27 protein-coding genes and 1 riboswitch are annotated in these 26073 nt (G+C 62.2%); of the genes, 11 read left to right on the top strand and 16 right to left on the bottom strand.

Annotated features, from left to right (window positions below; all coding sequences use genetic code 11):
- Positions 1 to 222 precede the first annotated feature (222 nt).
- Positions 223 to 337, top strand: a riboswitch (TPP riboswitch).
- 30 nt (positions 338 to 367) lie between these two features.
- Together L6D64_RS08165 and tenA are read left to right on the top strand one after the other, a co-directional pair.
- Complete coding sequence (locus L6D64_RS08165; RefSeq protein ID WP_176506292.1) at positions 368 to 1015, top strand: TenA family protein; 648 nt, start codon at positions 368 to 370, stop codon at positions 1013 to 1015.
- The gene (tenA, locus tag L6D64_RS08160) at positions 1012 to 1677 is read left to right on the top strand and encodes a thiaminase II (protein WP_176506291.1); all 666 of its coding nucleotides are present in this window, start codon (positions 1012 to 1014) and stop codon (positions 1675 to 1677) included. Before L6D64_RS08165 ends, tenA begins: the two co-directional genes overlap by 4 nt.
- Before the next feature lie 15 nt (positions 1678 to 1692).
- Here the strand turns inward: tenA and L6D64_RS08155 are convergent, their stop codons facing one another.
- The 11 genes from L6D64_RS08155 to tssB form a co-directional block, all read right to left on the bottom strand.
- Positions 1693 to 1887: a hypothetical protein gene (locus L6D64_RS08155; RefSeq protein WP_176506290.1), complete on the bottom strand. Its 195-nt coding sequence runs from the start codon at positions 1885 to 1887 to the stop codon at positions 1693 to 1695.
- Positions 1888 to 2166: 279 nt separating this feature from the next.
- Positions 2167 to 2691, bottom strand: a complete 525-nt coding sequence (locus tag L6D64_RS08150) for an Hcp family type VI secretion system effector (RefSeq protein ID WP_176506289.1) — start codon at positions 2689 to 2691, stop codon at positions 2167 to 2169.
- A 113-nt stretch (positions 2692 to 2804) separates the two neighbouring features.
- On the bottom strand, positions 2805 to 3596 hold the full coding sequence (icmH, locus tag L6D64_RS08145; protein ID WP_371870288.1) for a type IVB secretion system protein IcmH/DotU: 792 nt from the start codon (positions 3594 to 3596) through the stop codon (positions 2805 to 2807).
- A gap of 31 nt (positions 3597 to 3627) precedes the next feature.
- Entirely contained in the window at positions 3628 to 4965 is a 1338-nt protein-coding gene (gene tssK, locus L6D64_RS08140) for a type VI secretion system baseplate subunit TssK (protein WP_176506288.1), read from the bottom strand.
- Between the two features lie 46 nt (positions 4966 to 5011).
- Positions 5012 to 5764 (bottom strand): type VI secretion system lipoprotein TssJ, encoded by a 753-nt coding sequence (gene tssJ / locus L6D64_RS08135; RefSeq protein WP_176506287.1) that lies wholly within the window; start codon positions 5762 to 5764, stop codon positions 5012 to 5014.
- Positions 5749 to 6333 carry an FHA domain-containing protein gene (locus tag L6D64_RS08130; protein ID WP_176506286.1) on the bottom strand — a complete coding sequence of 195 codons (585 nt, stop codon included), beginning with the start codon at positions 6331 to 6333 and terminating at the stop codon, positions 5749 to 5751. The genes tssJ and L6D64_RS08130 overlap by 16 nt, the downstream gene beginning before the upstream one ends.
- The gene (tssG, locus tag L6D64_RS08125) at positions 6330 to 7346 is read right to left on the bottom strand and encodes a type VI secretion system baseplate subunit TssG (RefSeq protein WP_176506285.1); all 1017 of its coding nucleotides are present in this window, start codon (positions 7344 to 7346) and stop codon (positions 6330 to 6332) included. The genes L6D64_RS08130 and tssG overlap by 4 nt, the downstream gene beginning before the upstream one ends.
- Positions 7310 to 9085: a type VI secretion system baseplate subunit TssF gene (gene tssF, locus L6D64_RS08120; protein WP_176506284.1), complete on the bottom strand. Its 1776-nt coding sequence runs from the start codon at positions 9083 to 9085 to the stop codon at positions 7310 to 7312. The genes tssG and tssF overlap by 37 nt, the downstream gene beginning before the upstream one ends.
- Before the next feature lie 2 nt (positions 9086 to 9087).
- A complete protein-coding gene (tssE, locus tag L6D64_RS08115; protein ID WP_176506283.1) occupies positions 9088 to 9498 on the bottom strand; it encodes a type VI secretion system baseplate subunit TssE in 411 nt (136 codons plus the stop codon).
- Positions 9495 to 10985 (bottom strand): type VI secretion system contractile sheath large subunit, encoded by a 1491-nt coding sequence (gene tssC, locus L6D64_RS08110; RefSeq protein ID WP_176506282.1) that lies wholly within the window; start codon positions 10983 to 10985, stop codon positions 9495 to 9497. Before tssC ends, tssE begins: the two co-directional genes overlap by 4 nt.
- An 18-nt stretch (positions 10986 to 11003) precedes the next feature.
- Complete coding sequence (tssB, locus tag L6D64_RS08105; protein WP_176506281.1) at positions 11004 to 11507, bottom strand: type VI secretion system contractile sheath small subunit; 504 nt, start codon at positions 11505 to 11507, stop codon at positions 11004 to 11006.
- Between the two features lie 341 nt (positions 11508 to 11848).
- Between tssB and vasI the strand changes: the two genes are divergently transcribed.
- The 5 genes from vasI to L6D64_RS08080 all read left to right on the top strand — a co-directional run bounded on the left by vasI (position 11849) and on the right by L6D64_RS08080 (position 18922).
- On the top strand, positions 11849 to 12502 hold the full coding sequence (vasI, locus tag L6D64_RS08100; RefSeq protein ID WP_176506280.1) for a type VI secretion system-associated protein VasI: 654 nt from the start codon (positions 11849 to 11851) through the stop codon (positions 12500 to 12502).
- On the top strand, positions 12490 to 13959 hold the full coding sequence (tssA, locus tag L6D64_RS08095) for a type VI secretion system protein TssA (RefSeq protein ID WP_176506279.1): 1470 nt from the start codon (positions 12490 to 12492) through the stop codon (positions 13957 to 13959). Before vasI ends, tssA begins: the two co-directional genes overlap by 13 nt.
- Positions 13956 to 17519 carry a type VI secretion system membrane subunit TssM gene (tssM, locus tag L6D64_RS08090; RefSeq protein WP_176506278.1) on the top strand — a complete coding sequence of 1188 codons (3564 nt, stop codon included), beginning with the start codon at positions 13956 to 13958 and terminating at the stop codon, positions 17517 to 17519. Before tssA ends, tssM begins: the two co-directional genes overlap by 4 nt.
- A 194-nt stretch (positions 17520 to 17713) precedes the next feature.
- The gene (locus tag L6D64_RS08085; protein ID WP_176506277.1) at positions 17714 to 18694 is read left to right on the top strand and encodes a DNA-binding protein; all 981 of its coding nucleotides are present in this window, start codon (positions 17714 to 17716) and stop codon (positions 18692 to 18694) included.
- Positions 18695 to 18751: 57 nt separating this feature from the next.
- Complete coding sequence (locus tag L6D64_RS08080) at positions 18752 to 18922, top strand: DUF6021 family protein (RefSeq protein ID WP_176506276.1); 171 nt, start codon at positions 18752 to 18754, stop codon at positions 18920 to 18922.
- A gap of 47 nt (positions 18923 to 18969) precedes the next feature.
- Here the strand turns inward: L6D64_RS08080 and L6D64_RS08075 are convergent, their stop codons facing one another.
- Both L6D64_RS08075 and L6D64_RS08070 read right to left on the bottom strand, forming a co-directional pair.
- The gene (locus L6D64_RS08075; RefSeq protein WP_176506275.1) at positions 18970 to 19221 is read right to left on the bottom strand and encodes a hypothetical protein; all 252 of its coding nucleotides are present in this window, start codon (positions 19219 to 19221) and stop codon (positions 18970 to 18972) included.
- Positions 19222 to 19245: 24 nt separating this feature from the next.
- Complete coding sequence (locus L6D64_RS08070) at positions 19246 to 19746, bottom strand: DUF4142 domain-containing protein (protein WP_176506274.1); 501 nt, start codon at positions 19744 to 19746, stop codon at positions 19246 to 19248.
- A gap of 162 nt (positions 19747 to 19908) precedes the next feature.
- Here L6D64_RS08070 and L6D64_RS08065 point away from each other — a divergent pair, with 162 nt between their 5' ends.
- Positions 19909 to 21474 carry a sensor domain-containing diguanylate cyclase gene (locus L6D64_RS08065; protein WP_176506273.1) on the top strand — a complete coding sequence of 522 codons (1566 nt, stop codon included), beginning with the start codon at positions 19909 to 19911 and terminating at the stop codon, positions 21472 to 21474.
- A gap of 4 nt (positions 21475 to 21478) precedes the next feature.
- Here the strand turns inward: L6D64_RS08065 and L6D64_RS08060 are convergent, their stop codons facing one another.
- Positions 21479 to 21985: a GNAT family N-acetyltransferase gene (locus L6D64_RS08060; RefSeq protein ID WP_176506272.1), complete on the bottom strand. Its 507-nt coding sequence runs from the start codon at positions 21983 to 21985 to the stop codon at positions 21479 to 21481.
- A gap of 109 nt (positions 21986 to 22094) precedes the next feature.
- On the opposite strand from L6D64_RS08060, the gene dksA reads away from it, so the two are divergent.
- The gene (gene dksA, locus L6D64_RS08055) at positions 22095 to 22502 is read left to right on the top strand and encodes an RNA polymerase-binding protein DksA (RefSeq protein WP_176506271.1); all 408 of its coding nucleotides are present in this window, start codon (positions 22095 to 22097) and stop codon (positions 22500 to 22502) included.
- Here the strand turns inward: dksA and L6D64_RS08050 are convergent.
- Entirely contained in the window at positions 22499 to 23212 is a 714-nt protein-coding gene (locus tag L6D64_RS08050; protein WP_176506270.1) for an MgtC/SapB family protein, read from the bottom strand. The two genes, dksA and L6D64_RS08050, sit on opposite strands and share 4 nt — an antisense overlap.
- 382 nt (positions 23213 to 23594) lie before the next feature.
- Between L6D64_RS08050 and L6D64_RS08045 the strand changes: the two genes are divergently transcribed.
- A complete protein-coding gene (locus tag L6D64_RS08045) occupies positions 23595 to 24068 on the top strand; it encodes a sterol desaturase family protein (RefSeq protein ID WP_176506269.1) in 474 nt (157 codons plus the stop codon).
- Here the strand turns inward: L6D64_RS08045 and L6D64_RS08040 are convergent.
- Complete coding sequence (locus L6D64_RS08040) at positions 24025 to 24912, bottom strand: bile acid:sodium symporter family protein (RefSeq protein WP_176506268.1); 888 nt, start codon at positions 24910 to 24912, stop codon at positions 24025 to 24027. The two genes, L6D64_RS08045 and L6D64_RS08040, sit on opposite strands and share 44 nt — an antisense overlap.
- A 194-nt stretch (positions 24913 to 25106) precedes the next feature.
- On the opposite strand from L6D64_RS08040, the gene L6D64_RS08035 reads away from it, so the two are divergent.
- On the top strand, positions 25107 to 25988 hold the full coding sequence (locus L6D64_RS08035) for a Dyp-type peroxidase (protein WP_176506267.1): 882 nt from the start codon (positions 25107 to 25109) through the stop codon (positions 25986 to 25988).
- Positions 25989 to 26073 lie beyond the last annotated feature (85 nt).

The following is a 26073-nucleotide window of genomic DNA, read 5'->3' as shown; positions in this document are numbered from 1 at the left end:
TGAGAGCCATCAATGGCGTATTGCCGGGTTTTTATGGCCTGAGCAACGGCTGTGCCAACGGAGCCTTGGGTAATACTTTGTTAAACAAACCTTTGTGATGCCTGAGGTGCGTTAAATAACAGAGTGTCAATGATCGGGTGTAGGCCCCCGAAACTGGGGTGTAGCGGCACCCAACTGCGGTGATCGCACTGGTGACAATTCTTGTTCAGCGCTGTATACATGACGGCCACCAAGGGGAGCCCGGCAACGGGCTGAGAAACCGCTGGCAGCTGCAGCGCGGTGACCCTTCGAACCTGATCCGGATAATGCCGGCGAAGGGATGGGACTGCCGACCTGCCTTTTGCCGGCCTCACTGCGAGGCCTCACCATGACCGTACGCTTCAGCGAAACCCTGCAACGCCAGAACCAGCCGACCTGGTCGGCGGCCGTCAGCCATCGCTTCGTCACCGAACTCTGCGCGGGCAGCGTGGCTGACCCGATCATGGTCAACTACCTGGTCCAGGACCACCGCTTTCTCGACAGCTTCCTGACCTTGCTCGGCGCCGCCATCGCAACCGCCGACACCTATGAGGCCCGCCTGCGCTTCGGTCGCTTCGCCGGGATGATCTGCAGCGACGAGAACACCTATTTCCTGCGTGCGTTCGAAGCCCTCGGTGTCAGCCCGGCGCAGCGTGCCGAGCCCGCCGACACTGCACCGACCGCCGGTTTCAAGGCCATCATGCGCGAGGCGGCGGCCACCCGGTCCTACGCCGCCGCACTGGCCGTGCTGAACGTTGCCGAAGGCCTGTACCTGGACTGGGCCCTCAAGGCACCCAAGCCGTTGCCAGCCAACTTCGTCTACGCCGAATGGATCACCCTGCACGACAACCCGGCGTTCTGCGATTTCGTCGCCTTCCTCAAAGCCGAACTGGACCGGGTCGGCCCCCAGGAGGCGGCATTGGCCAGTGATTTCTACACACGTACCGTTGAGCTGGAGCTTGCCTTCTTCGACGCCGTCTACCGCGAGGAGGCATGAGCATGGATATTTTCGAGCGTTTGAAGGCTGCTACGGCCGGGCAGTGGAACCGCTATGTCGACCACGACTTCGTGCGCCAGATGGGCGAGGGCACCTTGTCGGAAGACGCCTTCCGCACCTATCTGATCCAGGACTACCTGTTCCTCATCCAGTTCGCCCGCGCCTGGGCTCTGGCTGCCTACAAGAGCCGCCTGCCGGCGGATATCCGCGCTGCCCAGGCGGGCTTGGCGGCCATTCTCGACGAGACCGAACTGCACCTGCGCCTGTGCGCGCGCTGGGGGCTGTCGCAGGCCGATATCCAGGCTGCACCTGAGCACCAGGCGACCGTGGCTTACACCCGTTATGTGCTCGACTGCGGCGCGGCGGGTGATCTGCTTGAGCTGCATGTGGCGTTGGCGCCGTGTGTGATTGGTTACGCCGAGATTGGCCGCACGCTGGCGGAGCGCATTGGCGACCTGAGCGATCACCCCTATCGGGAGTGGATTGGCGAGTATGCCGGGGAGGCTTACCAAGGCGTGGCAGCGGCGGCGCGCAAGCACCTGGATGAACTGGCGGCGCGGAGCATGACCGAGCAGCGGTTTGTCGAGCTGGCACAGATCTTTGGCCAGGCTTCGCGGCTGGAAGCTGACTTCTGGCAGATGGGATTGGATGGCGCGGCCTGAGGCTGGGCTGAGCCTTCAACCAGAGGTTTTGGGGGAGGTTTTGTGAATCGCCGTGCACATGTACCGCACGGCGATCCGGTCGCGTTCGGGCAGTGTGCGGAAGTAACTGATGAGGTTCACCTCTTCCTTTGTGAGGCGGCGCAGGAACAGGCGTTGGTTGAAGGGGATGAACGCCCGGAGCACACGGAGCAGAACGGAATCGATCGCCATGGAATCGCCTTGCTGGATTGTGGGCCTCGTCCGTGAGATTTTCCTTACTTTGTCAGGGGATAAAGGCGAAGTCTAGCGACATGGATCAATGATTGGGTGGTTGGGCTGCTGCAGTTCGTATACGGATTGCAACAATGTCGCTCCGGATGCCTCTGGCAAACGGCACAGCGCGGTCAGGTGTGCTGCAATGTCCGCGGGCGGCGCTTCGCTTAGCAGCCAACCGCAGTCCGTCAGTTTCAGAAGCCGGACAGTGGCTCTGCCCGGTTTCGGCCATTTAGGTCAAACTGCGGTTTCCAGGGGCTTGCGCCAGTCGTCAGAAGCAGAGGTCGCAGAAACCTTATGCTCCCAACTGATCTTGCGGTAACTCATCGAAACTTCGACGAGTTGCGTGTAGTTGGCGTTCTCCTGATTCTGTGCATGCGGTAATACTGTGTTGATATCGACGATGATGGCGTCAACCAACTCGGTGGTGAAGAAGTGCTCCTGCATACCAGCAGCGGATGTGCGGTACCACCGGACAGTCGTCATCGTCAGCACCTCTCCGGTTACCAGCGCTTGATACAACAACGGGACAGCTTTGTTCAGCGAGCAGGTGAAAGTGAACGGTTTGTGAACGCGCTGCCCCGCAGGCTGCCCGCTCTGAGGGTCGGTTGGTACGGTTACCCTATGCTTTATTTCTTGTATGAGAATTTCGTTTTCGTGGCCCTCCACGTATACGTTTCCAACTGAATCTTCTGTAAATGCATTGGCAGTAATCAGCCCTTGAGTGGAGCCTTCAATGACGATGTAAGCTGGGGTCGGCATAGCAGTCTCTCCTGCATCCAAGTGGATAAAACACGCGCACCACAAGTGGCGTGGCCATCGGTATCGATGGGCTTGTCAACGAGCCCGGAGTCTCGCCAATTCGTGGAAAGAGATCACTGCTGGAGAATGCCGTTGAGCGACTCCAGCACTTCGGTGGTCAGCAGGTGCAGGCGATAGCTGTAAATTCCGTACACCACCGCCATGGCCACGGCGCTGATCAGCAACGGGCCCCACCATGGCCACTGGCGGTGCATGCGAAAGTCGCTCGGGGCGACATTGGCCAGGGGATCGCAGACCTGCTCCGGGACCGGACCACGTACTTCCCGGATAAGCCTGTTGATTTGTTGGAGCAGGGCGTTCACCGCCTCATCGCCATTGGGCGCGAGGCCGTATTTGCCCTTGAGACCAAGGCACAGACACAAGTACAGGAACTCCAGCACATCGATGTAGCGCTGGGGTTCCTGCATCAGGCGCGATAACACCGTGTAGATCTTCTCCCCGCCCCAGGTCTCGTGATGGAAAATGCTCAGGAGCGACTCCTGGCTCCAACAGGAATTGCTGCCCCAGGGGCGGCTCATCACGGCCTCGTCCAGGTACAGGCACAGGGCATAGGAATAAGCCAGCAGTTGTGCGGGCTCATACCCGCGCTGGCGCATTTCCTCGACGATGTTGTCGACCTGAGTGCGCACCTGATGGTGCACTTCCTGGATATTGGGCAGGCTGTCCAGGGTGCGCAGACGCATCACCAGGCCGAATAGCGGCATTGCGGCATCGATCATGGGGTTCTGGAAAGTGCCGCGAAGCTGGAAGTCCGGGTCTGCCGGGTAGCCTGCAGAAACATGCTCGGCATCAGCCTCATAGGCATCGGCAGCCCGGGATTTCGCAGGGTGAAGCGCAGTTTCCAGCGGTTCACGTTTCGTTGGCGGTGTGTCCACTTCATTCACTCCTGATCGCCCAGAACTGCAATTCAAGGCCCGGGATCTTCCCGCCGATGTGGATGCCGAACCCGTGGCTGTCCTTCATGGAAGCCCAGGCCGGGCTGCGTCGGTCCAGCTCGAAGTAGCTGAAGCCGGCATGAAAGGGCAGGTCGCGGGGGGCCACAGGCAAGGCCACCAGCGTAATGCCCGGCAAATGATGCAGGACCATCTCGTTCATCGCTTCCAGCGCGCTGACCTTGACTGTGTGCACGAAGATCTGGCGCAGCGATTCCACCGGCTGGTCGGCGCGCACCGCGATGACAAAGTCGGCCTCGTCGATCAGGCGGCGGTCTTCCAGGGTCGTGGTCATCACGCCCCAGTCGAGCGTCTCCAGCGGCAACGACACCGCACGCGGCTGCAGCACCGTGCTCAGGGCGCGGCGCAGCGTGTCTTCCAGCGGTTTGAAGGAAGTGCGCAGGGCATTGTGGTGATACGCCGGGTACTCCTGCGGCAGGCGATTCTCGTCGGTGAAGGTCACCAGTTCACCGCAGGCCTGGCTCAGGCAGAGATAGAGCTGCTCCGGGTGGGTCTGCGGTTGCCGGGCCAGGTGGGCGAAGCACGGCCACCAGCGGTTAAGCGCCTGCAGCAGGTTGAAGTCGCGGATATCGGCGATGCCGGACTGGCCCGACGAGCCGATGCGCGCTGCCAGGTTGCGCGCCCGTTCACGCAAGGTGTTGCTGATCTCTTCAAGGAAGCGCTTCAGCGCCGGTATTGCCCCCACGGACACGCTGGTGGGGTAGAACGATTCGTCCAGCTTCAGGCTGCCATCGGGGCGACGCTCGAGGATCTTTGCCAGAGCGAGGCGAGTATAGGCACTGCTGTCTTCGCCTTGCCGCCGCAACTGCAGGTTCGGCACGGCGAGGTGCACCTGGGTCAGGTCGCCATCGGCCGTGTGGGTGTCCTTGATTTCCTGGGCGTGTGCGACATAACGCAGGTTTGCCACGCTGTCCGGCCAGCTCACTTCACGGCCACCGTCGGTGCGCAGCGGCAGGCACAGATAGATCTCGCCGTTCTGCGCACCATCGTCGCTGATCTCCAGAGGCGGCGGTGGCGGCAGATCGCCGGGGATATCGAAGACGGTACCGTCGGGCATGATGCCCCTGGCCCGAGTAATGGCGACCTTGCCAAGGCACAGGTATTCATCGTTCAACTGCAGTTCGCTGAAACCATAGAACGCGGCATTCAGGCTGCTCAGGCGTTGGTGCAGGGCTGCCTCGCTGGACCGGGCCGCTTGCTGGAAGTGCTGCGGTTTGACGAACAGGCCTTCGGGCCATAGCACAGGGTTACGTGAACTCATGGGCACTCCATGTCAGGGATGAGGGGATTGCAGGCCAGCTGATCGATCATCGGTCCTCTTCCTTGAGCTCAATCTGCGCATCATGGACGTGCAGTGCGAGCACGACCCGGCGGCCGCGAGGGACGATGCGCAGCACCTGTTGCCAGGTCGCACTTTCCACGCTGCGGTAGTCGGCGATCACGGCAATGAAGCGGGTGTCGGCATGGATGGGTTCGAACGGCACGAACTTGAACTGGCCGGGAGACAGCAGGTAATCGTCATGGCGGATGTAGGTGCTGCGCAGCGCCTTGGCCGGGTCAAGTTCCAGCTGCTGGTAAACGCTGTTGAGCAGCAGCGAGTCGTCCCGCAGTTGCAGGACCTTGACGGCGATGGGGCTGGCGAGCTGGGGGCCGTGGCCGGGCGCTGCATCGGGCCGATCGAACGCTGTTGTAGGTGGCTCGTAGTCCCCGAGCGCACTCTCGTCAGCCGGCGCTGCTTCGCGGTACTGAGCCTGCAGGTAGCCGTACAGGCTGGCGACTTTCTCGGTGAGCTCATGCGGGTCGTCTGCGCTGAGGTTCACCGTGTAAGGGCTCGGTTCGACTGCGCCCGGTGCTCCCTCAGCGGGTTCGCTGTCATCGGTGACTCCATTCAGCGTAGGGCTGACATGGATGCTCATGGCCAGTTCGGTCGGCACATCTTCTGGCGCGCCCACGGGGATGGACGGGTCTTTCAGCACCTGGACCATCTTGCCCAGGGCTGTGCAGCCAGCGGTGGCCGTAAGCACAAGCAGCAAAGCGCAGATCATCAGGCGTTGGAGCATGGTCGCGGTCCTGTAATGAGATCTTGCAGAGGGTTCTGGTCCGAAGGGCAAGCTGACAATTTCGCATCGAGAGCAACCAAGGGGTCGCGCCCGGGGAGCGGGTCGAATGCCGAGCACACCTCGATGGTGAGGGGGGGGAACGTGTCGATGGCGTTGACACTTGGGCTGATCGAGGCGCTGGCTTCCAGGGCCTCGTGCACGGTCTGCGAAGGACGGAAGACTTCCCCCAGCGAAAGCCGGTTTAGCTGCTCCGGTTGCAGGTCGACCCGTAGCCGGTAGGTGCCGACCTGCAGGATGTCTCCATCCTTGAGGCGCATGGGCTGGCCGTTCCCGAGCGCGTGTGTGCTGCCATTCAGATACGTCCGGCCGCTATGGTCGATGGCGCAGAAGCCGCCTTCCATCCAGCGGATTTCACAGTGGATGGGCTGTACGCTCAGGTCCCGGTCGATCAAGAGCCAGTCTGCACCCCGGCTGCCGAGGGTGCCGCCGCCGCGGCCGAACCGATGCTGACGGTTCACACTGAGCGGTAGTTGTGCGAGGTTGCTGACGTGCAGGGTCAAAGCGCTCATGCTCGCCCCCTGAAACGCACCACCGGGCTGATCACCCCGTGGCGGTCATCGATGAAACTGGTCCAGCCCAGCCAGGCACCCTGGCCAGGATGCAAGCAGAACGACGTCAGTACGTTGCGCTTGAGGCGCAGTTCGAGGTCGTACGCCAGCCCGTCACGTAGCAGCACGTCGATCAATGCACGCAAGCGGCCGAAGTTAATGCCACTGGGCAGCAGGTCGCGCAACTGTGCCTGGTCAAGTTCGCCGATCACGATCGTGAACTTGCTGCTGCGGGTACGTGGTCGGCTGCCGATCATGAAGCTGTTCCCCAGCTCGCCGTTGGCCCGGCCGAGGCACACCAACTGGCCGGCGGCGGTCAGTACCGAGCGCGTCTCGAACTCGCGAATGTGAACTTGTGTGAGGTCGAAGCAGTGGCCGATGATGCCGGCTACGGTGCCTGGTGAACGGCTGCGGCTGGCGATCACACCGGCAAAACTGAGCAGGCGGCTCCAGGGCAGCGCGGTGTCGCCTCGCAACTGCCGATCATTGAGGCCGGTCAGCGCGAACACGTATTGCGAAAACTGATCGTTGGCGCCAGGTTGAAAGCGGATGTAGTAACGGTACTTGCGCCAGGCACGGTGCAGCAGGCCAAGCAGACAATGGTTGAAGAAATCGAGGAATGCCGGGCGTACACCAATACTTTGGGCATGTTCATGGGCGATCTGCTCCAGGTAGTAGGTAGGCAGCGGCGAGTCGCTGCCGTGCATGCCCATGAAGGTGGTGCAGATTCGGTAACGACTATCATGGCCGGGCATCCGCTCGGCCTTCAGCACGTCGCTGGTTGGAAAGCGCAGCCGTGGATCGCTACCCAAGCGAACCCGCAGGCGCGTGGCAGCGTCGGGCCAACGGGCGTCCAGGTCGTCACCATGCAGGCCATGCAGATGCTCCAGCAACTGGAAGAAATCGTAGCGATGCGCTTGCGCGAGCAGCGAGTCGGCTAGATCAGGGGCTGTTTGCCGGTCAGCGGTGGCCATGTGTAGTGCTCATTGTTGGTGGTGTTGGTCACTTCCAGCTGATGGAAGGAATTGATGCTGGCGTACAGGGCAAAGAAGTGTGCGAGCACACAACTGAAGAGGTACAGGTCGCCCTCGCAGAGAAAACCCTGCTGGTCGAGTTGCAGTCGGGTGTGCAGGCCGCGAACGGGCTGCCCGCTGATCAGCCAGTCCAGGGGCGCGGTCTGCACCTCACGGATAGCATCCAGGCGCTTGCGCGTAGTGCGCGCCTGCTGGATGTCATGCAGGGCGGCGAAGTCATAGGCGCGGATGACCGCCTTTAACGGGTCAGCCGACAGCAGCGACAGGTAGTTGAGCGACAGGTTGGAAATCAGCGCCCATTGCAACTGGCCGTCGAGGACAGGGCGGCACGGCCGGGTCGGGCGCTGGAGGTTGCGGTAGGTGGTCAGCGGCGGAGTGAATTCATTGATGACACAGATATCGCCGGCATTCAGCGCCAAAGGCAGGTCGCGGTTGGTGCAGGTCAGGTCGATGGAGGCTGTTTCCAGGGTGCCGCGGTAGACGCTGGTATCCGCGCGTACGAAAGCGATTCGGTGGATCACGCCATCGTCAAGCAATGACGCCTCGAGCTGGCAGCAGTAATACAGCGTGGTACGGCCCTGTGCGTGCTCGATTTCATGAGCGAACGACTCGAAAGGCAGGAAGGCCCGCAGCGGCTCGCCCGGCTCGCCCGGCTCGCCATCGGCCATGGTACGCGTACTGATCACCTGGTCGACACTGAAGATTTCGTAACCGTGCGCTGCGCTGCGGTTTGGCTTCAACAATGCGTGCGGATGCTCACCTGACAGGTCGATCGGTTCGGCACCGCAGTGCAACAGGTTGACCGCCGGCGTGCAGAACAGGCAGAAGTCGTCGAGGCCAACGGCCATCGCGCCAGGCAGTGGGCGACTGAAATGGAAGTCGATACTTACCTGACCGTTGCCATCGGCCGGCCAGCACTCGCCCAGGCCGATCAGGGTGAAGAAGTGGAAGCGCTGAGGAAATACCAAATACTCCTGCAGGATCCGGTAGCCGTCGAAGACATTCTGCGGGTAGGGCAGCAACGCTTCTTCGGGTCGAAAGCCTGGAAAGGCCAGGCTGCTGGCCGGCAGCCGGCGGACTTCGCCGTTGATGGTCACGCTGATGTGCTTCAGGTACTGGGCGAGCCACAGGTACAGGGTCTGCGCGCAGCGGTCATCGCCACTGAGGTGAACGTCCAGGCTTTCGCAGCCCAAGGTAATCAGCGGGCGCTCGACCAGTGTCTCGAGGTCGATGCGCACCACGGATTGTGCCGGCGTGTGGGTCGCCTGGACGTTGTGGATGGCAAAAGGATGCAGCTTCACCTCGGTACAGGTTCGGTACTCGCAGGTGATACCATCCACGGGTATGGAGAACAACCGTGTACCCCTGGGAATGCTGCGTGACTGGCTGAGCGCCTGTTTTTCCGGTGTGAACTGGATGATCGTTGCGCTCGGCAGGGGGCGCAGGTAATTGGGCCAGAGCAGTTGCAGCATGGGGTGGGTCAGTTCCGGCAGGTCATCCTCAAGCTTCAATCGCAGCTTGGCAGTCAGGAACGCGAAGCCCTCGAGCAGCCGCTCCACGTCCGGGTCGCCGCTGTCCTTGCCTAGAAATCGCGCCAGTTGCGGGTTGTCCTTGGCGAAATCCGCGCCCAACTCGCGCAGGTAGCGAAGCTCTTCATTGAATCGATCCTTTAATGACATGGTTAACTTACTCGGGTGTATCGGCTAAGGCCGTTGACCAGCAGCTCGACCTGCAACAGTTCTGGGTGATCGTTCACCTGTACCAGGCAATCGAGCCGCAAGTGCAGTTCGAGTGGGGCATGGGCATCGGGCATGGCTTTCAATTCACAGATCCGGATGCGCGGCTCGAAGCGCCGGAGGGTCTGGCGGATGTCATCGCTGACCTGCCGCACCCGATCTCCAGTGCTCAAGTCGTATCCGTTGAAATCTCGCAGACCCAAGCCAGGGCTGCTCCGGGAGCAACCCTGGCGGGCATTGAGCAATGTCTCGAGATGGCGTTTGATCACCTCGAACTTGTGCCCAGCCTGTTCTCGCCGAGAAAGCGCGCGACGGGTCGGCTGCCTGGCAGTCAGGCGGTCGAACAGGCCGCTCATTGCGTATCGAGCCGCCCGACCAGCGAGATCTCGAAGTTGGCGCCCATGTATTTGAAATGCGGGCGCACGGCGATGGTGACCTGATACCAGCCCGGATCTCCGGCGACATCCGAGACTGCGATCGAGGCGGCGCGCAACGGGCGACGACTGCGTACATCGGCCGAAGGGTTTTCCTGGTCGGCGACGTATTGCTTGATCCACTTGTTGAGCTCCGACTCCAGGTCGCGGCGCTCCTTCCAACTGCCGATCTGTTCGCGTTGCAAGACCTTGATGTAATGCGCCAGGCGGTTGACGACGAACAGATAGGGCAGCTGGGTGCCGAGCTTGTAGTTGGTCTGGGCCTGCAGGCCTTCGGGGGTCTTGGGAAAGGTCTTGGGTTTCTGCACCGAGTTGGCCGAAAAGAACGCCGCGTTGTCGCTGTCCTTGCGCATGGTCAGGGTGATGAAACCTTCCTCGGCAAGTTCATACTCTTTGCGGTCGGAGATCAGCACTTCGGTCGGGATCTTGGCCTGCAACTGGCCCAGCGACTCGTACAGGTGCACCGGCAGATCTTCCACTGCACCACCCGACTGCGGCCCTATGATGTTCGGGCACCAACGGTAGCGGGCAAAGCTGTCATTGATACAGCTGGCCAGCAGGAACGCGGCATTGCCCCACAGGTAGTTGCCGTGGCGAGCGTCCATGTTCTCGTGGTAGCTGAAGCTCTCGGTTGGCAGTTCCTCGGGATGGTAGGGCGGGCGCAGCATGAAGCGCGGCGCGACCAATGCGGTGTGGCGAGCATCCTCGCTGTCGCGGAACGCCCGCCACTTGGCATGTCGGGGACCGGCAAAGATGTCCTTGATCTCTTTGAGGTCAGGCAGGTCTTCGAAACTATTGAGGTTGAAGAATTCCGGCGCTGGCGCTGCCAGGAACGGCGCGTGAGCCATGGCGCCGACCGATGCCATGTAACTTAGCAGTTTGATATCCGGTGATGACGGGCCGAAACTGTAGTTTCCCAACATGGCGGCAATCGGCTCTCCGCCGAACTGGCCATAACCGGCGGTGTAAACATGTTTGTAGATACCGCTGCACGTGATGTCGGCAGCGTTTTCGAAGTCGTCGAGCAACTCTTCTTTGTTGGTGTGCAGGAACTCAAGCTTTATGTTCTCGCGAAAGTCCGTGCGGTCGACCAGCAGTTTGAGGCTACGCCAGGCAGACTCCAGTTGCTGGAACGCTGATTGGTGGAGAATGGCGTCCATCTGCCTGCCAAGCACACGATCGACTTCGGCAATCATCTGGTCGACGCGATGCTTGTTGATCGATTGCTCCGGCTCATCGCTGCGCAGAATCTGCGTGATGAATGCGGCTACGCCTTGCCGGGCGACCTGATAGCCTTCCTGGGTCGGCATCAGCAGTGTTTGCGCCATGATCTGGTCGAGCAACGTAGCCTCGCCCAACGCTTCGGATGAAACTTCTGCTGTGACGGCCGTGCTGTTCTGTGTCGGCATGCTGACGCTCCGTTGTCTTCAGTCTTGTTGTGGTGCGTCGAGCACCAGGTCCAGTTCCCGCGCCAGTCGCTGGCGAGCATGATCGTCACTCAGCAACTGCTGGAGCTGCCTGCGAAACGCCGGGACGTTACCCAAAGGGCCTTTGAGGGCCACCAGCGCTTCGCGCAACTCGATCAGCCGGTTCAGTTCCGGTACCTGGCGCGCGATCCGGTCAGGCCCGAAGTCCTTGATCGAGGCAAATTTCAGGTTGACGGCCAGCTCGGCGTCGGCGTCCTGGCCGAGCAGGGAGGGGATCGACAGGTTCAGGCTCACCTGAGCGTCTTCCAGCACACTGTCGAACGAATGCTTGTCGACCCGCAGGACCGGCCGGTCCTCGAGTGCACGGCTGTCCTTCAGCCCGAAATCACCGATGACCAGCATCTTGTGGGGCAGTTCGACTTCAGCCTGCTCGCCGCCTGTAGCGGGAACATAGCGGATATTGATGCGTTCTTTCGGTGCCACGGAGTTCATGTTCTTTGGCATGTTTGTTTAAACTTCCTGCTTTGTTTGTAAGGCGTTTCGCAAAAGTTATTGGTGTGGATGCTTGTTATTTGTAGGGCGTTTCCGTGATGCCTGGGTGTTTTTGTAGGGGTCTTCCTATAAAAAGCGAATGTGTTGTATTGAATGGCTGATGCCAAATGCTCTCTTCTTAAAACATGCGCAGGAAGTTACTTGTTGGTCGAGGGCTTAAGTGTAAGGAAATATTTATTTGTATATTTCATCCGGCATGAATAGTCTTCGGTGAACTTGGCTGCGCCTGAAGTTGCGAACTTCTTGAAAGTGCAAGCTGAACATCACTCTTTCAGATGGAGTACTCGCTGACGATGATTGCCCGCAGTGCATACGCCGCCGGTCTTTCGTTGCTGTTCGTTTTGCAATCGGCGTCTGCCATTGCCGCACGGGACTGCCCAAGCCTGGTATCCAATCTGGAGCGCCTGGCCTGCTTCGACGAGGCCGCTGGCACGCCTGCACGGGTGGTCAGCCAGGCATGGTCGGCACCGGAGCAGGACGCTCCAAGCGTGTCACGGGTGATGGCGAACGAGGCCGACCGCTCCGTCGATGACCTGGCTTTTCGGCTTGGCAGCTCACGCGAGGATGCTGGCGCCGCGCAACCGTGGCTGGTGATATCTGCACCGGCGATTGCGTCAGCCGAGCCACGCAGCTATCTCGCGATCAGCTGTATCCAGAACATCTCCAGGCTGCAACTGGTCACAGGGCAACCGCTTCATGGCAACCGCGTCAAGGTGCAACTGCGGGGTGAGCGTGGCGCTACCACGGCAACGGCTTGGCAAGTGATGGAAAACGGCCGTGTACTCGATGCCGGCCGCGGACTACCGGCGATCGAACAGATCAAGCAACTGATCGGTGCGCATCGGGTACAGGTAACCAGCGATGAGCCGGGAGTCGACGGGCTGATCTTCGATGCCCAGGGGCTGGATCCACTGATCGACCAGGCGCGAAAGACATGTCGCTGGTAGCCGAGGTGTCGGCGCAGGACATCGAGCGGCTGCTTGCGCCCATTGACTCCGAAGTACCGGCGGGCCTGTTCGACGTGGAGGACGATAGCTATCAGGCGGTCGACCAGGAAATGGTCAAGCTGGGCGGCTTGCAGGAAGCGACCATCGATTGGCCTTACATCGAGGAGGCTTCCCGCGAGTATTTGAGCCAGCGCTGCAAGCACCTGCGCATCGTCGCGCACCTGAGTGCCGCATGGTTGCGCAGCGGTTGCTGGGCACGCTGGGGCTTCACGGCGGAGCTACTTGCCGGTGTGCTCGACCGTTATTGGGAGTGCGCACACCCAAAGCCCGGTCCGAAAGGCTTTCCTGGCAAGCGCAAATTGGTAGCGCTGGTGCTCAATCGTTTGCTGGAGGCGCTGCCGCGTCTGGACCGCTTGACCTTCGGTCCCACTCAGGCAGCGGCGGCACGCCAGGCAATGGAATGTCTGCAGCGCCAGATGGACAAGGTGCAACTGGAGCCAAGTCTGCTCGACGCGTTGCAGCAGCAGTTATGCAAGCGGCTGGCATGTGCCGGCGCAAACGCCGAAAGAGCCCCTGCCGCGGTTGCCACGCCTCGGCCAGCGCCCCCGCCGCCGCTGACCGACACCTTCGTTACGCCCACGGCCAACCTGTCCCTGGGCAGCGAGCGTGAGACCCGACGGGCACTGTTGAACATGGCCGAGTTCATCAACCAGCAGGACCATTACGACCCCACGGGCTACCAGCTGCGCCGCGTTGGCTTGTGGGCGCCCATCAAGGCAGCACCGATGTCCAGGCAGGACCATCGCACCGAGCTGATGGCGGTGCCGACCGATATTGCTGGCAGCTACGAGGATGCCATCGCCAGCAACGCGACGGATCTTGCGCTGCTGTTGCGCATTGAAAAAAGCGTGGTGGCCTCGCCGTACTGGATCCGCGGCAGCTTCCTGGCGGCCTCGGTAGCAAGGCGCCTGGCGATGGGCGAGGTGGCCGAAGCCATTCGCGCCGCCACCGTCCGGTTTGTCCAGCGCCTTCCGGCCCTGCTGCGCTTGTGCTTCAGCGACGGCACGGCGTTCGTCGACGAGCCGTGCCTGGCATGGCTCAAAGGCGCGCAAGGGCAGGCGGACCCAGGCGCGCCTGCCCTTGAGTTCCGGGCACTTCGTGAAGAGCTGGCTAACCAGCTGGAAGCGGGAGGCATCGAGCCGGTGCTGCTGCGCCTGCAGGCATTGCAGGCGGATTTTTGCGCACCACGCGAGCGCTGCCACAGCACGCTGATCGCCGCCGATCTGCTGGCGGCGCGCGGAGTTTCCTGGTTGGCCCAGGACCTGTGCAGCAGTGTCGCCCGGACGATGCAGCAAACCACGGCGGACGCCTGGGAACCCCATGTGTTCCAGAGGCTTCAGCAGTACGGCGCTCACGCTGAGCTGACCGATCAGAACAAGGACTGGATATCTTCATGAGTCAATTCTGGAAACGATTCAAACGTTGGGGCGTCCCGCTGGTCATGCGAATCGGCCTTGCCATGCCGCTGCTGCTTGGATTGGGCGCATCGTTGATGCTGGTTGCCATCTGGTGGCTGGGGCCGCAGTGGACCTGGCGCGAGCAACAACCCTTGGCCAGTGTCGCGCACCGCAGCGTGGCCAGCCTGGTGCTGGTCCTGGTGCCGCTGTTGTGCTGGGTCGTTGTACTGCGCCACCGCTTTCGTGGCCTGCAAGCGGAACGCCGCCAGGACGCCGCAGCCCAGGCCGATCCATGCTTGCCATTTGTTCACGCCCAGCAACAGGCGCTGGACCGCCATTTGGCCATCTACTTGTGCAACGCCGGTGGACGGCGGGCGCTGTATCGCCAGCCCTGGTACCTGATACTGGGCGATAAATGCGCTGGCAAGAGCGATTTCATCAACGGTACCAACCAAAGGTTCTCTCTGACGCGCATCGGCAATGTCCAGGCGCGTGGCCAGCAGCTTGAGCGACCTGCCTTGGCGGTAGGGTGGTGGGTCAGCAATGAGGCAGTGATCATCGACCCGCCGGGCGATCTCATCGTCCACGACGCCATTGATGCACAACAGCAGGACACCGGGCAGGGGCCGGCGGCGCAGGTACCACCAGGCACCCAGGCCAGGCTCTGGAGCGACCTGTTGGCCTGGTTGCTGCGCAATCGCAGCCGCCGGGCGCTCAATGGCCTCTTGCTGGTCGTTGATCTACCCGCGTTGCTGCATGGGACGCCGCAGCAACGTACCGCGCTAGCCTATGCATTGCGCACCCGGTTGCATGAGGTGAGCAGCCAGTTGGGTGCCCGGTTGCCGCTCTATGTGGTTCTGAGCAAGTTCGACCTGCTGGACGGCTTCGACTCGTTCTACAACCGTCTTTCACCGACCCAGCGTGAGCAGTTGCTGGGCTTCACCTTCACGCTCGATGCGCTCAACCATTTCGATGCCTGGCAGGATGAGTTCGTCGAGCAATACGATCGCCTGATCATGCAGCTGCAGGCGCAGGCCCTGCAGCAGCTACTGCTTGTGGACGGTCTGGCCCAGCGCACATCCCTCGTGTCACTGCTCGCGCAACTGGGCGGGCTGCGGCCGATCCTGACCGGTTTCCTTCGCGAAGTGCTGGTCAGTGACCGCTTCACCACGCCGCCGCTGGTGCGCGGGGTGTTCTGGTGCTCCGTGCAGCAGCAGGGGGAGGTCAGTAACGCCTTTGTGCGCGAGGCTGCGCAACCCTACAATACCGTGCTGCCGCCACGCGCGAGCAAGCGTCAGGGAACGGCCCAGAGCTATTTCGCCCAGCAAGTCTTCCAGCAGGTCGTCTACAAGGAAGCTGGCCTGGCCGGCGACAACGTGCGAGTTGCGCGAAGCAAACGCCGGTTGTTATGGGTCGGTTCCGCTGTGAGCGTGCTGGCATTGGCCGTGGCAACCGGCACCTGGCACCGCTACTTCGAGCTGAACGGTAGCAAGTCGGCCGGCGTGCTGGCCAAGAGCCGGTCGTTCAGCCAGCAGGCCGTGGATCCGCGCATGGACCCGACTGGCCGTAACCTCCTGGAACCACTCGACGAGATCCGCGACGCTGTTGCAGTGTTCGGCGATTATCGCTCTGCATGGCCGCTGGTGGCGGATGTCGGTCTGTACCAGGGCCGGGTCATCGGCCCCCGGGTCGACGAAGCGTACCTGAGCCTGCTTTCGCGGCGCTTCCTGCCCGCCCTGGCCAGCGGCGTGGTTGATGCAATGGATGTCGCGCCAGCCGGCAGTGAGCAGCAGATGGCTGCGCTCAGGGTCTATCGCATGCTGGAAGACCGCCACAACCGTCGCCCGCAATGGGTCGAGGAATGGATGGCGAGCTATTGGCAGCAGGCGTTTCCCGGGCAAGGCCAGGTACAGCGTGACCTCATGCGGCATCTGCAGTATGCCCTGGCCTATGCCGATGCCGACCTGCCGCAATTCCATGCCCGCGTCGAGAAAGTCCAACAGGCCTTGCGCAAGGTGCCGTTGCCGCAGCGGGTGTATGCCTCTCTCAAACAGAGGGCTCTGAATCAGCTGCCTTACGGCCTGGACCTGCGCCACCAGGTGGGCCCGGTATTCGACGTCGTCTATCAGCTTGACGACCGCACCAAAGAGGGCTTCTATCTGGCGCCCCTGTTGACGGCAAAAGGGTTCACCGAATATTTCGAGCCGCAGAGCCGGCACATTACCGATATGGCCTTGATCGACCAGTGGGCGCTGGGCGAGCGCAAGGCCCTGGACTACTCCGATGCCGACCGCGAAGCCCTGACCGAGCGGGTCCGAGCCCTGTACAGCGCGGACTATATCGCCAGCTGGCAACGCGCGTTGCAGGCCTTGGCCATCGCCGACTTCCGCGATCTGGACCATGCCGTGACAATCCTCGAGCAACTCACCGGGCCGGCGGCGCCGCTGCAACGGCTGCTGGAAACTGTGCGTGACAACACCTTCACCCAGCCTTTGTCAGCACCGCCCAACGTGGCCGATGTCGTGCCGGGCGGCCCGCAGCCATTGCAGGTTACCGGCATCAGCCGGGCATTTTCGGGCCTGAACGCCATGCTCGAAGCGAAAGGTGAGAAGCCCAGTTATTACGATGAAACCCTAGGCGCGATCATGGCGGTCCACGACTATGCCAGGACGGTGCAAGGCAGCCCGGACCGGGGCGATGCGGCGCTGCGGGCGGTGCTTCAGCGTTTCTCGATGCAGGGCGCCGACCCGATCGGTGTGTTGCAGCGTGTCGCGACCGGCCTGCCCGAACCCGTCAGGCAGCAGGTAAGGGCGGTCGCCGAGCAGACCGCCCGGGTACTGAACATTGAGGCCCTGCGGGAGCTTGAGCGGCGCTGGGACAGTGAGGTTTACAGTTTCTTCCAGCAACGCCTGGCGGGCCGCTACCCCTTCGTGGTGAAAGCGCCCGATGCCTCGCTGGATGACTTCGAGGCCTTCTTCGGGCCGAGAGGGCGGTTGCAGCAGTTTCAGGATCAGTACCTCAAGGTCTTCCTGAAAGACAATCTCGAGGCGCTGCGCTCGGACCAGCAGGGTACTTCGCTGATTCGCGAGGATGTCATCGAGCAGCTGGGCGCCGCCGATCGCATACGTGAGACGTTCTTCGACCCTCGCGGCAACCTCAGCGTGCAGTTCAGCATCGAGCCTCTGGGGCTCAGTGCCAACCAGCGCACCAGCCTGCTCGACCTCGATGGCCAGCTGATTTCCTACACCCACGGACCACGCCAGATCATCGGAGTGATCTGGCCCAATACCCTTGGGCCGCAGGTGCGCAACAACCTCACGCTGCTCAGGCAAGGCGGCAGCAGCAGCAGCCTCGAGTATCGCGGCCCCTGGTCCATGTTCCGCCTGCTCAGCCGAGGCGTACTCAATGGGCGTACCGAGAGCAGCGTCGACCTGAGCTTCCGAGCTGGCGATGGCGTGATGCGCTACCGGTTGAATGCTGAAAAAGCGTTCAATCCCATTACCCAGCAACCTTTCAAAGGTTTCAAACTACCGCGCGGTCTGCTGCGCAATCCTGGTTGAGCACCCGGGGTCAGTTGCTCACCATCAGCTCCGGCCGCGGATAACCATTATCAAGAGCGTTTCGCTTGAGCCTGGCGATGCGAGAATCTCGATTATCGAACCATAGATTTCACTTGAAATCCTGCCTGGCAGAGAAGAACATCCACTCCCTAATACGTGGTACGTACCATGTTACGAAAATTCGAGGAGTACACATGGCCCGGGGCGGTATCAACAAGGCGGTAGTGCAGCAGGCGCGGCAAGTGCTGATCGCCCGGGGTGAGTACCCCAGTATCGATGCAGTACGTATCGAGCTGGGCAATACCGGGTCGAAGACCACCATCCACCGCTACCTGAAAGAGCTCGAAGGGCCAAAACCTGTGGCGTTGCAGGGGCAGGCAGCCCTCAGCGACTCGTTGACCAGGCTGGTTTCGCAATTGGCCGCGCAGGTGCAGGAGGAAGGCGACGCCCGTATCGAGCAGGCCGAAGCCGCGTTCAACGAGCAGCATGAGCAGCTCGTGGCGCAGTTGCAGCTGGCGCAGCAGGCACTGGCCGCAGCACATCAGCAACAACAGATCCAGGCCGCTGCGCTGGCTGCCGAGTCGGAGCGCCTGGTGACCGCGCAACATTCGCTTCAGGCTGAACAGTTGCGCAGCGCCAGCCTCAGTCAATCCGTGGGTGAATTGCAGTTGCGCCTGGCCGACAAGGAGGAGCAGGTGCGTTCGCTGGAGGACAAGCACCGCCATGCCCGTGAAGCGCTGGAGCATTACCGCAGCGCCAGTCGCGAACAACGCGAACAGGAACAACGCCGCCACGAAGCGCAGGCCCAGCAATTGCAGCTGGAGTTGCGCCAGTTGCAACAAGGCATGAACGCCAAACAGGAGGAACTGACCCGCCTGCACCGCGACAACGAACGGATGCTCGGCGAACATCGCCAGGCGGCCAGTGCATGCGAGGCCAAAGACGCCTTGCTCGAGCAGCGCGATGCGCAGATCCAGGGGTTGCGGACCATTCTTGCCCAGGCGCAGGGTGCCAGCGATGAAATGCGTCGGCAATTGCAGGAGCAAACGCAAAGCCTGGAAGACAACCGTGCGCGCTGCTCGGAGCAGGGCAGGCAGTTGCAGCAGATGCAGGACGAACTGCGCAAACGCGATGAGGCGCTTGATGCACTCAAGGCGCAGCTAGCCGGCAATTGAATCAAACTTCCTGCTGCGGCTGCGTTCTTCCGTAGACATTCCCCGGGAGCACGCAACATGAAAAAGCCAGAGCAGCATCAGCAGGGCCCGCATTCTTCAGGCCATGCGCAGAGAAAGGACGATCTGGGGTTTGACCCGGATTCTCCGGACCTGAGCGATCCGCAGGTGGACCCGCAAGGGCCGGCAAAGCCGCCACGGGACGTGGAAAAGAACCACCAGGACCGATGATTCGGCCCGCCCCATCGCCGCGCTGCGAGCGATGGGGCGGGTGAGCCTCAGCCCTCCACTTGCTTGGCCGCTTCGACACCCGCCGCCGACAGCTTGATTGGATAGTTCACGCTGATCTGGTGGTCATCGTCGACCGCCACGGCGCCATCCTGGATCAGGCCGTGCTCCTGCAGAGTCTTGAGCATGCCGGCCACGGCCTTCTCACCGCGATAGTTGTCCAGCAACTCCTTGCCCAGCCCTTGCGGGTGGGCGTGCAGCAGGCGGGTGAGAATTTCGCTTCGCAATGCATCGTTAGTCATGGGTGGCCTCGTGTCGTCGGGCGGTCACTTGCCGTGAGTGGCCTGAAGTGCCTTGGCCTGCTCCAGATGGTGTTCAAGCTTTGGCAGGGTTTCGCTGGCGAAGGCTTTGAGCTCGGGCTTGTCGGAAGACGCCGCTTCCTTCTTGAACAGCTCCACGGCTTTTTCGTGGGCGTCGACCTGGTTGTTGACATAGGACTTGTCGAACGACTCGTCGCGCCATTCGAGGATCATCTTCTTCACTTTATCGGTCAGCGCCGCTTCGTCCGGCACGCTGATGTCCAGCTTGCGGGCGATGTCGCCGAGCTTCTGGTTAGCCGCGGTGTGGTCGGTGACCATCTGCTGGGCAAACTTCTTGATTTCAGCGTTCTGGCTTTTTTCCAGGGCCAGGTTCCCGGTGACCACCTCGGCAATGCCGGATTCGGTGGCGGCCTCGACAAAGTCGTCGGAAGTGGCGGCCAGTGCCTGCAGCGATGCCATGCCCAGTACCAGCGACAGCCCAGCGCGTTTGATGAACAGATTGCTCATGCCTGACTCCTCATAACCGTTGGCGCGACCTCAGTGTCGCGTACGGTTGAGCAGCGATGACGGGCAAAGGTTTCGTTTTTCTCGGCGCCGGTCGACCATCGAAAGGCACTTGGGCGCTGAACTATAGTCATAACGGGCATACGCTTGAGGACAAGGACTTCCATGGGGGCGGCCAGAAAGCAGGACGAGGACGGGCTGATCACCGCCAGTGGCGAGGGGCGTGCCTTGGCGTTGTTCCGCCTGGTGCTGTCGTTCATGGCGGTGATGATGCTGGCATTCGTGGTGGTCGAGGGCTGGCGTACCTGGCGCGATTACCGTCACGCATTCAGCAATGCCGAGAACATGGTCACCAACCTCGCCAGGGCCACCAGTCAGCACGCCGAGGATGCTATTCGCCAGGTGGATGCGATCACCGCAGCACTGGCCGAGCGCATCGAAGGGGACGGTTTCGCCCACCTGGACCGCCCTCGGCTGCATGCACTACTGGCTCAGCAGATGGCGATCATGCCGCAGCTGCATGGCTTGTTCGTCTTTGCTCCGGACGGTAGCTGGGTGGTGACTGATCGCGCCGCGATACCGCCCAAGGCGAACAATGGCGACCGCGACTACTTCATCTATCACCGCCTGCATACCGACCGCAGCGTGCAGATCGGCTCGGTTGTGCGCAGCCGTACCACGGGCGACCTGGTCATCCCCATCTCGCGCCGGTTGGATTACCCCGACGGCAGTTTCGCCGGGGTATTGCTCGGTACCATCAAGGTGGACTGGTTCGTGCGCTATTACGGCGATTTCAAGATCGATGAACGAGGCGCGCTGGTACTGGCCAAGCGCGATGGCACCATCCTGGTTCGCCGGCCGTTCGTGGAGCAGGTGGTGGGGCGCAGCCTGGCCAACAGTGAAGTGTTCCGCAATTACCTGCCTTATGCCAACGAAGGCCTGGCCGAGGCGGTGGCTGTGATTGACGGCACCCCGCGGCTCTATGCCTACCGGGCATTGTCGAGCTACCCGCTGGTGGTCGAGGCCGGCTTGTCACGGGAGTCGATCATCGCGCCCTGGCGGTACGATGTCATCAAGTCGGTTGCGGTACTGCTGCTATTGCTGGTCGGCCTGGCGGCGTTCGGCTGGGTTGTGCTGCGCCAGCTGCGCGAGCGCATTGCCATCGAACGGGCGCTGCACCAGGCGCACCAGACCCTCAAATCACTGGCCCTGACCGACAGCCTGACCGGGCTCGGCAATCGCCGGCGGCTGGATGCGGTGTTCGAGGCCGAGCTCAAGCGGGCTCACCGCCAGGGTTACCCGGTAACGCTGGTGATGCTCGATCTGGATTACTTCAAACTGTACAACGACCGCTATGGTCACCCCGCCGGCGATCAATGCCTGCGGCGCTTTGCCGAGTTGTTGCAGCAAGTGTTGAAGCGGCCGGCGGATTTGGCGGTGCGCTATGGCGGTGAGGAGTTCACCCTGTTGCTGCCCGACACTGATGCAGCAGGCGCCGAGCTGGTCGTCGATGAGGTCATGCAGTTGCTGCGCCGCCACGCAATCCCCCACGCCGGCAGCCCCTTGGGGGTGGTATCGGCCAGTGCCGGGATCGCGGTTGGCCATCCAGCACGAGACGGGTGTACGCCGGAAAGCCTGATGGCGGCGGCCGATGCGGCCTTGTACCAGGCCAAGCGGCAGGGGCGCGATGGTTATACGGTGGCAGCGGCGTTGGCCGAGAGCGGCAGATGACCGCTCAGGCCAGCGCCAGACGCATTGCGCATCGCCCCGACAAGCCATGCGCGCGCTCGGTTGCGAGAATGCCCTGCAGCCTCGGTTCCAGGTGCTTTTCGTCGAGCACCTCGAACCCGTACCGCGCATAGAAAGGGCCATTCCAGGCGACTTGCGCAAACGTGGACAAGGTCAGCTCCCGGGCTCCCCGATGCCGCGCCACGGCACAGGCCTGGTCGAGCAACTGCCTGCCAATACCTCGCCCTTGCGCCTGCAAGCGTACCGAAAGCTCATGAATGTGCAGCGCGTGGCCCTCCAGGCTCAGGCATACAAAACCCAGGGCGATGCCCTGATCATCCTCGGCCAACCAACTGCCCCGGTGGTCAATGAAGGCCTTGTGCGCTTCTTCGTCCAGCCCCTCGGCACGGGCCAGCCAGGCCAGCTCGGGCAGCTGCAAGAACGCTTGTGCGGCTGATTGTTCGATGGCGATCAACTGGCGGATGTCTGAGAGCAGGGCAGGGCGTATGTGCATGAAAAGTTCTCTGTGGGCTGGCACTAGTCTGCGATGAGTTGACCATGGCTTGCAATGACAGTGTTATAACGTAACACTCACACTTTCCCAGCGACCCGAGACTGCCGTGATGACCGAAGACGAACTGCTGCGCCAGGCGCCCGCAGCCTACATGAACGAAGTCCAACAGCAATTTTTCCGCAACCTGCTGCTGGGCCAGCGCGCCGACCTGCAAGCGCGTATCGACGAGGAATTCCAAGCCTTGCGTGAGCAGGAAGTGCTCAGCGACCCAGCCGATATCGGCAGTGCCGAGGAGGAACGGCAATGGCGGCTGCGCTCGCTGGAGCGGGAAAAGAAGCTGCTGGATAAAATCGACCAGGCCCTGGAGCGGCTGGCGCGAGGTGAATATGGCTGGTGCGAGGAAACCGGTGAGCCGATCGGCCTGCGTCGCTTGCTGCTGCGCCCCACGGCAACGTTGTGCATCGAAGCCAAGGAGCGCCAGGAGCAGAAGGAGCGTCACCTGCGCGAAGAGCGTTAGTCTGTCGCCAGTGCCTGTGGCTGCAATTGCCAGCGCACCGAGCTGACGCCCTTTTCCAGGCTCACCCGACCCACCAGCCGCTCCAGTTGTGCCGGGGCCTGCGGGTTGCCGAGCAGTTCGGCACGCACTTCAAGGCGGGCTGGGTTGGCCAAGTCTTCACTGTGCAGCGATTGCAGGCGCAACTGTGGGTCGCCCAGGCTGTGCAGCATCAGGCTACGCACCTGGATCTCGTCTTCGGCGCGGCAGACGATGCGCACCTCGAAACGTTGTTCGACCTCGTTGGCTGGCAGCACCTCCTGGCGGTCCAGCCGCTGGGCGATATCGCGCAGCAGGATGTTGGCACACAGCACCATCAGGCTGCCAAGCGTTGCTTCAAGCAACAGCCCGAGGCTGCACAACACACCGACCGCGGCGGTGCACCAGAGCGTGGCGGCGGTGTTCAGGCCACGCACGTTGAAGCCGTCGCGCATGATGACGCCGCCACCGAGGAACCCGATGCCCGACACCACGTAGGCGGCCACCCGCGAGGCGTCGTTGGGGGCCATGCCCGGCACCGCCTGGGTCATCAGCACGAACAGGCAGGCACCGGTGCTGACCAGCGCGTTGGTACGCAGCCCGGTCAGGCGTTGGCGCAGTTGGCGTTCGGCACCGATCAGGGCGCCGAGCAGCAGGGCAATGCTGACGCGCAGCAGAAAGACTTTCCAATCCATAGCAAACCTCTTCCACGGGCACGCGCCCGCACGGTTGAATAACCAGAAAATGCGCAGGACCACGAAAGGGAAGAGGGGAAAGCCGTCAAAGGCTGGAGATTTCCACCGCCTGGCCAATGGCGAGACAGTGGCAGGAAGCTGCCGGACTAGCTCGCCGTGTGGGCCTGTCGCAAGCGACTGGGGCTACTGTCCAAAGCAGGACTCCTGTTCAGGGATGCGAAATTGCGTCGCGGACCTTACGCCGCCGCCAGCACTGGGTCAAGGGTAAAAACATGACAAGAAATCCATTCGGAAATGCCCTACAGCCGGTCACGCCTGCGTGGAAATAAACCTGGGTAATCGGTACCCTAGCGCCATTTTCCGCCATACCCCGGACCGTTACATGCTGTTCAATCTCGCCGTGCTGTTCGGCACCCTGGTGGCCATGGAAGGTGTCGGCACGCTGGCTCACAAGTACATCATGCATGGCTGGGGCTGGTGGCTGCACCGTTCGCACCACGAGCCGCAGCTGGGCATGCTGGAAACCAACGACCTGTACCTGGTGGCGCTGGGCCTGATCGCCACGGCGCTGATCGCCCTGGGCAAGGCCGGCCATGCGCCATTGCAGTGGGTGGGCGCTGGCGTGGCCGGGTATGGGGTGCTGTACGTGCTGGCCCATGATGGCTTCTTTCACCGCCACTGGCCGCGCAAGCCACGGCCAGTCAACCGCTACCTCAAGCGGCTGCACCGCGCCCATCAGTTGCACCATGCCGTCAAGGGGCGCACGGGCAGCGTGTCGTTCGGTTTTTTCTATGCGCCGCCATTGAAGGTGCTCAAGCGCCAGTTGCAGGCGCGGGTGCCACGCGACCGCGGCTGACCCACCAGCCAAACCCAGCTGCGGTAAAGAACATGATCAGGCTATAGAGCGCGGCTGGCACGGCCATGGTGGCGTTGTTCAGCAACGATGGGCTCAGTGCCAGGGCGATGGCCAGGGTGCCGTTGTGGATGCCGATTTCCATGCCGATGGCAATGGCCTGGCGCTTGGGGATGCTCAGCAGCCGTGGTACCCAGTAGCCGAGCGTCAGGCTGATCAGGTTGAACAGCAGGGCCGCCAGGCCCACCACCGGGGCGTAGGCGACGACGGTCTGCCAATCCTTGGCCAACGCCAGCACGATGGTGAATGCCAGGAACAGCGCGGCCACCAGTTTCATCGGTTTTTCCATGCCTGCAGCAAAGCGCGGCGCCCAATGGCGGATCAGCATGCCCAGGGCCACCGGCAGCAGGACAATGGCAAACACCTGCATGACCTTGGCAAATTGCAGCGGGATCGCTTGGTCCGATGCCATGAACCACCCCAGCGACAGGTTCACCAGCAGTGGCATGGTCAGGATCGCGATCAGTGAATTGACCGCTGTCAGGGTGATGTTCAGCGCTACGTCGCCGTGGGCCAGGTGGCTGAACAGGTTGGCAGTGGTGCCACCCGGGGAGGCTGCCAGCAGCATCAGGCCGACCGCCAGCGCCGGCTCCAGGGCAAAGCCATTGGCGATCAGGAAGCACACCAGCGGCAACAGCAGGATCTGGCAACACAGGCCAACCACCACCGGTTTCGGGTATTTCACCACGCGGGCGAAATCGGCCAGCGTCAGCGACAAGCCCAGGCCGAGCATGATGATGCCCAGCGCCAGGGGAAGGAATGCAGTCAGCAAGGGAGAGGCGGTCATCGGCGGGCACTCGGGCAAAGGATGCAGGCAGTCTAGGTCGGCCTTGCGGGCTGGCTAATCGCAATGCGCCAGTACTTGGTAACCGTTTGTTACCGGATTGCCGGTGAACCTCGCCGCACAGCGTCTGCATGCCGCGTTGCGATAGGCGCTCCGGCGCAGTAGCATTCCGCTTTTTTGCCGAGGATTAGCCTGTCATGCCGTTCCAGCAAGGTCTGCTTGCCACCCCTGTGCCGGCCCACGCCCGCCACCTGTTCTTTGCCCTGCAGTCGCCCGATACGTTGCCTGCCGTGCTGGATGCATTGCTGCCACAGGTGGATGGCCAGAATCTGATCCTCGGTATCGGTGCGCCGCTGGTGAAAGCCTTGGGGCGTGACGTACCTGGCCTGCGCGCCTTCCCGCAGCTGGATGCCGCGGTGGAAAACCCCAGCACCCAACACGCCTTGTGGCTGTGGCTGCGTGGCAACGAGCGGGGTGATTTGCTGCTCCAGGCCCAGGCGCTGGAACAGGCGCTGGCCCCGGCACTGCGCCTGGCGGACAGCGTCGACGGCTTTTTGCACCGCGGTGGCCACGACCTGACCGGCTACCAGGACGGCACCGAGAACCCGGTGGACCTGGATGCCGTGGACGCCGCCATTCTGGCCGGCGAGCAGCCGGGGCTGGCCGGTTCCAGCTTCGCCGCCTTCCAGCTGTGGAAGCATGACCTGGACTATTTCAAGTCACTGCCCCAGGCCGACCAGGACAACATCATCGGCCGCCGCCTGAGCGACAACGAAGAACTCGACGATGCGCCGGAGTCGGCCCACGTCAAGCGCACCGCCCAGGAAAGCTTCGCACCAGAGGCCTTCATGGTGCGCCGCTCGGTCGCCTGGGCCGACAGCCGCGGCGCAGGCTTGGCGTTCGTCGCCCTGGGTCGTAGCTTCGATGCCTTCGAAGTGCAACTGCGGCGCATGAGCGGCCTGGAAGACGGCATCATCGACGGCCTGTACCGCTTCAGCCGGCCGCTGACCGGCGGCTACTACTGGTGCCCACCCATGGCTGCGGCGGGTCTGGACCTGAGCGCGCTGCTGCAGGCCTGATTACAAAACATCCAGATACAGAATCATCTGCCGGCGCAGGATAGAGCGGCTAGCCTTGGAAGTTTCCGACTTATGACGGGAGCTT

The sequence above is a fragment of the Pseudomonas urethralis genome (assembly GCF_021602465.1).
Lineage (GTDB): Bacteria > Pseudomonadota > Gammaproteobacteria > Pseudomonadales > Pseudomonadaceae > Aquipseudomonas > Aquipseudomonas vlassakiae.
Note: the sequence above shows the minus strand (reverse complement) of the source record. Positions and strands in the feature narration are given on the sequence as shown.

What these genes read in the sequence shown, in the direction of transcription:
- L6D64_RS08165 (WP_176506292.1), top strand. Translation starts at nt 368, where the DNA reads ATGACCGTACGCTTCAGCGAAACCCTGCAACGCCAGAACCAGCCGACC.
- tenA (WP_176506291.1), top strand. Translation starts at nt 1,012, where the DNA reads ATGAGCATGGATATTTTCGAGCGTTTGAAGGCTGCTACGGCCGGGCAG.
- L6D64_RS08155 (WP_176506290.1), bottom strand. Translation starts at nt 1,887, where the DNA reads ATGGCGATCGATTCCGTTCTGCTCCGTGTGCTCCGGGCGTTCATCCCC.
- L6D64_RS08150 (WP_176506289.1), bottom strand. Translation starts at nt 2,691, where the DNA reads ATGCCGACCCCAGCTTACATCGTCATTGAAGGCTCCACTCAAGGGCTG.
- tssK (WP_176506288.1), bottom strand. Translation starts at nt 4,965, where the DNA reads ATGAGTTCACGTAACCCTGTGCTATGGCCCGAAGGCCTGTTCGTCAAA.
- tssJ (WP_176506287.1), bottom strand. Translation starts at nt 5,764, where the DNA reads ATGCTCCAACGCCTGATGATCTGCGCTTTGCTGCTTGTGCTTACGGCC.
- L6D64_RS08130 (WP_176506286.1), bottom strand. Translation starts at nt 6,333, where the DNA reads ATGAGCGCTTTGACCCTGCACGTCAGCAACCTCGCACAACTACCGCTC.
- tssG (WP_176506285.1), bottom strand. Translation starts at nt 7,346, where the DNA reads ATGGCCACCGCTGACCGGCAAACAGCCCCTGATCTAGCCGACTCGCTG.
- tssF (WP_176506284.1), bottom strand. Translation starts at nt 9,085, where the DNA reads ATGTCATTAAAGGATCGATTCAATGAAGAGCTTCGCTACCTGCGCGAG.
- tssE (WP_176506283.1), bottom strand. Translation starts at nt 9,498, where the DNA reads ATGAGCGGCCTGTTCGACCGCCTGACTGCCAGGCAGCCGACCCGTCGC.
- tssC (WP_176506282.1), bottom strand. Translation starts at nt 10,985, where the DNA reads ATGCCGACACAGAACAGCACGGCCGTCACAGCAGAAGTTTCATCCGAA.
- tssB (WP_176506281.1), bottom strand. Translation starts at nt 11,507, where the DNA reads ATGCCAAAGAACATGAACTCCGTGGCACCGAAAGAACGCATCAATATC.
- vasI (WP_176506280.1), top strand. Translation starts at nt 11,849, where the DNA reads ATGATTGCCCGCAGTGCATACGCCGCCGGTCTTTCGTTGCTGTTCGTT.
- tssA (WP_176506279.1), top strand. Translation starts at nt 12,490, where the DNA reads ATGTCGCTGGTAGCCGAGGTGTCGGCGCAGGACATCGAGCGGCTGCTT.
- tssM (WP_176506278.1), top strand. Translation starts at nt 13,956, where the DNA reads ATGAGTCAATTCTGGAAACGATTCAAACGTTGGGGCGTCCCGCTGGTC.
- L6D64_RS08085 (WP_176506277.1), top strand. Translation starts at nt 17,714, where the DNA reads ATGGCCCGGGGCGGTATCAACAAGGCGGTAGTGCAGCAGGCGCGGCAA.
- L6D64_RS08080 (WP_176506276.1), top strand. Translation starts at nt 18,752, where the DNA reads ATGAAAAAGCCAGAGCAGCATCAGCAGGGCCCGCATTCTTCAGGCCAT.
- L6D64_RS08075 (WP_176506275.1), bottom strand. Translation starts at nt 19,221, where the DNA reads ATGACTAACGATGCATTGCGAAGCGAAATTCTCACCCGCCTGCTGCAC.
- L6D64_RS08070 (WP_176506274.1), bottom strand. Translation starts at nt 19,746, where the DNA reads ATGAGCAATCTGTTCATCAAACGCGCTGGGCTGTCGCTGGTACTGGGC.
- L6D64_RS08065 (WP_176506273.1), top strand. Translation starts at nt 19,909, where the DNA reads ATGGGGGCGGCCAGAAAGCAGGACGAGGACGGGCTGATCACCGCCAGT.
- L6D64_RS08060 (WP_176506272.1), bottom strand. Translation starts at nt 21,985, where the DNA reads ATGCACATACGCCCTGCCCTGCTCTCAGACATCCGCCAGTTGATCGCC.
- dksA (WP_176506271.1), top strand. Translation starts at nt 22,095, where the DNA reads ATGACCGAAGACGAACTGCTGCGCCAGGCGCCCGCAGCCTACATGAAC.
- L6D64_RS08050 (WP_176506270.1), bottom strand. Translation starts at nt 23,212, where the DNA reads ATGGATTGGAAAGTCTTTCTGCTGCGCGTCAGCATTGCCCTGCTGCTC.
- L6D64_RS08045 (WP_176506269.1), top strand. Translation starts at nt 23,595, where the DNA reads ATGCTGTTCAATCTCGCCGTGCTGTTCGGCACCCTGGTGGCCATGGAA.
- L6D64_RS08040 (WP_176506268.1), bottom strand. Translation starts at nt 24,912, where the DNA reads ATGACCGCCTCTCCCTTGCTGACTGCATTCCTTCCCCTGGCGCTGGGC.
- L6D64_RS08035 (WP_176506267.1), top strand. Translation starts at nt 25,107, where the DNA reads ATGCCGTTCCAGCAAGGTCTGCTTGCCACCCCTGTGCCGGCCCACGCC.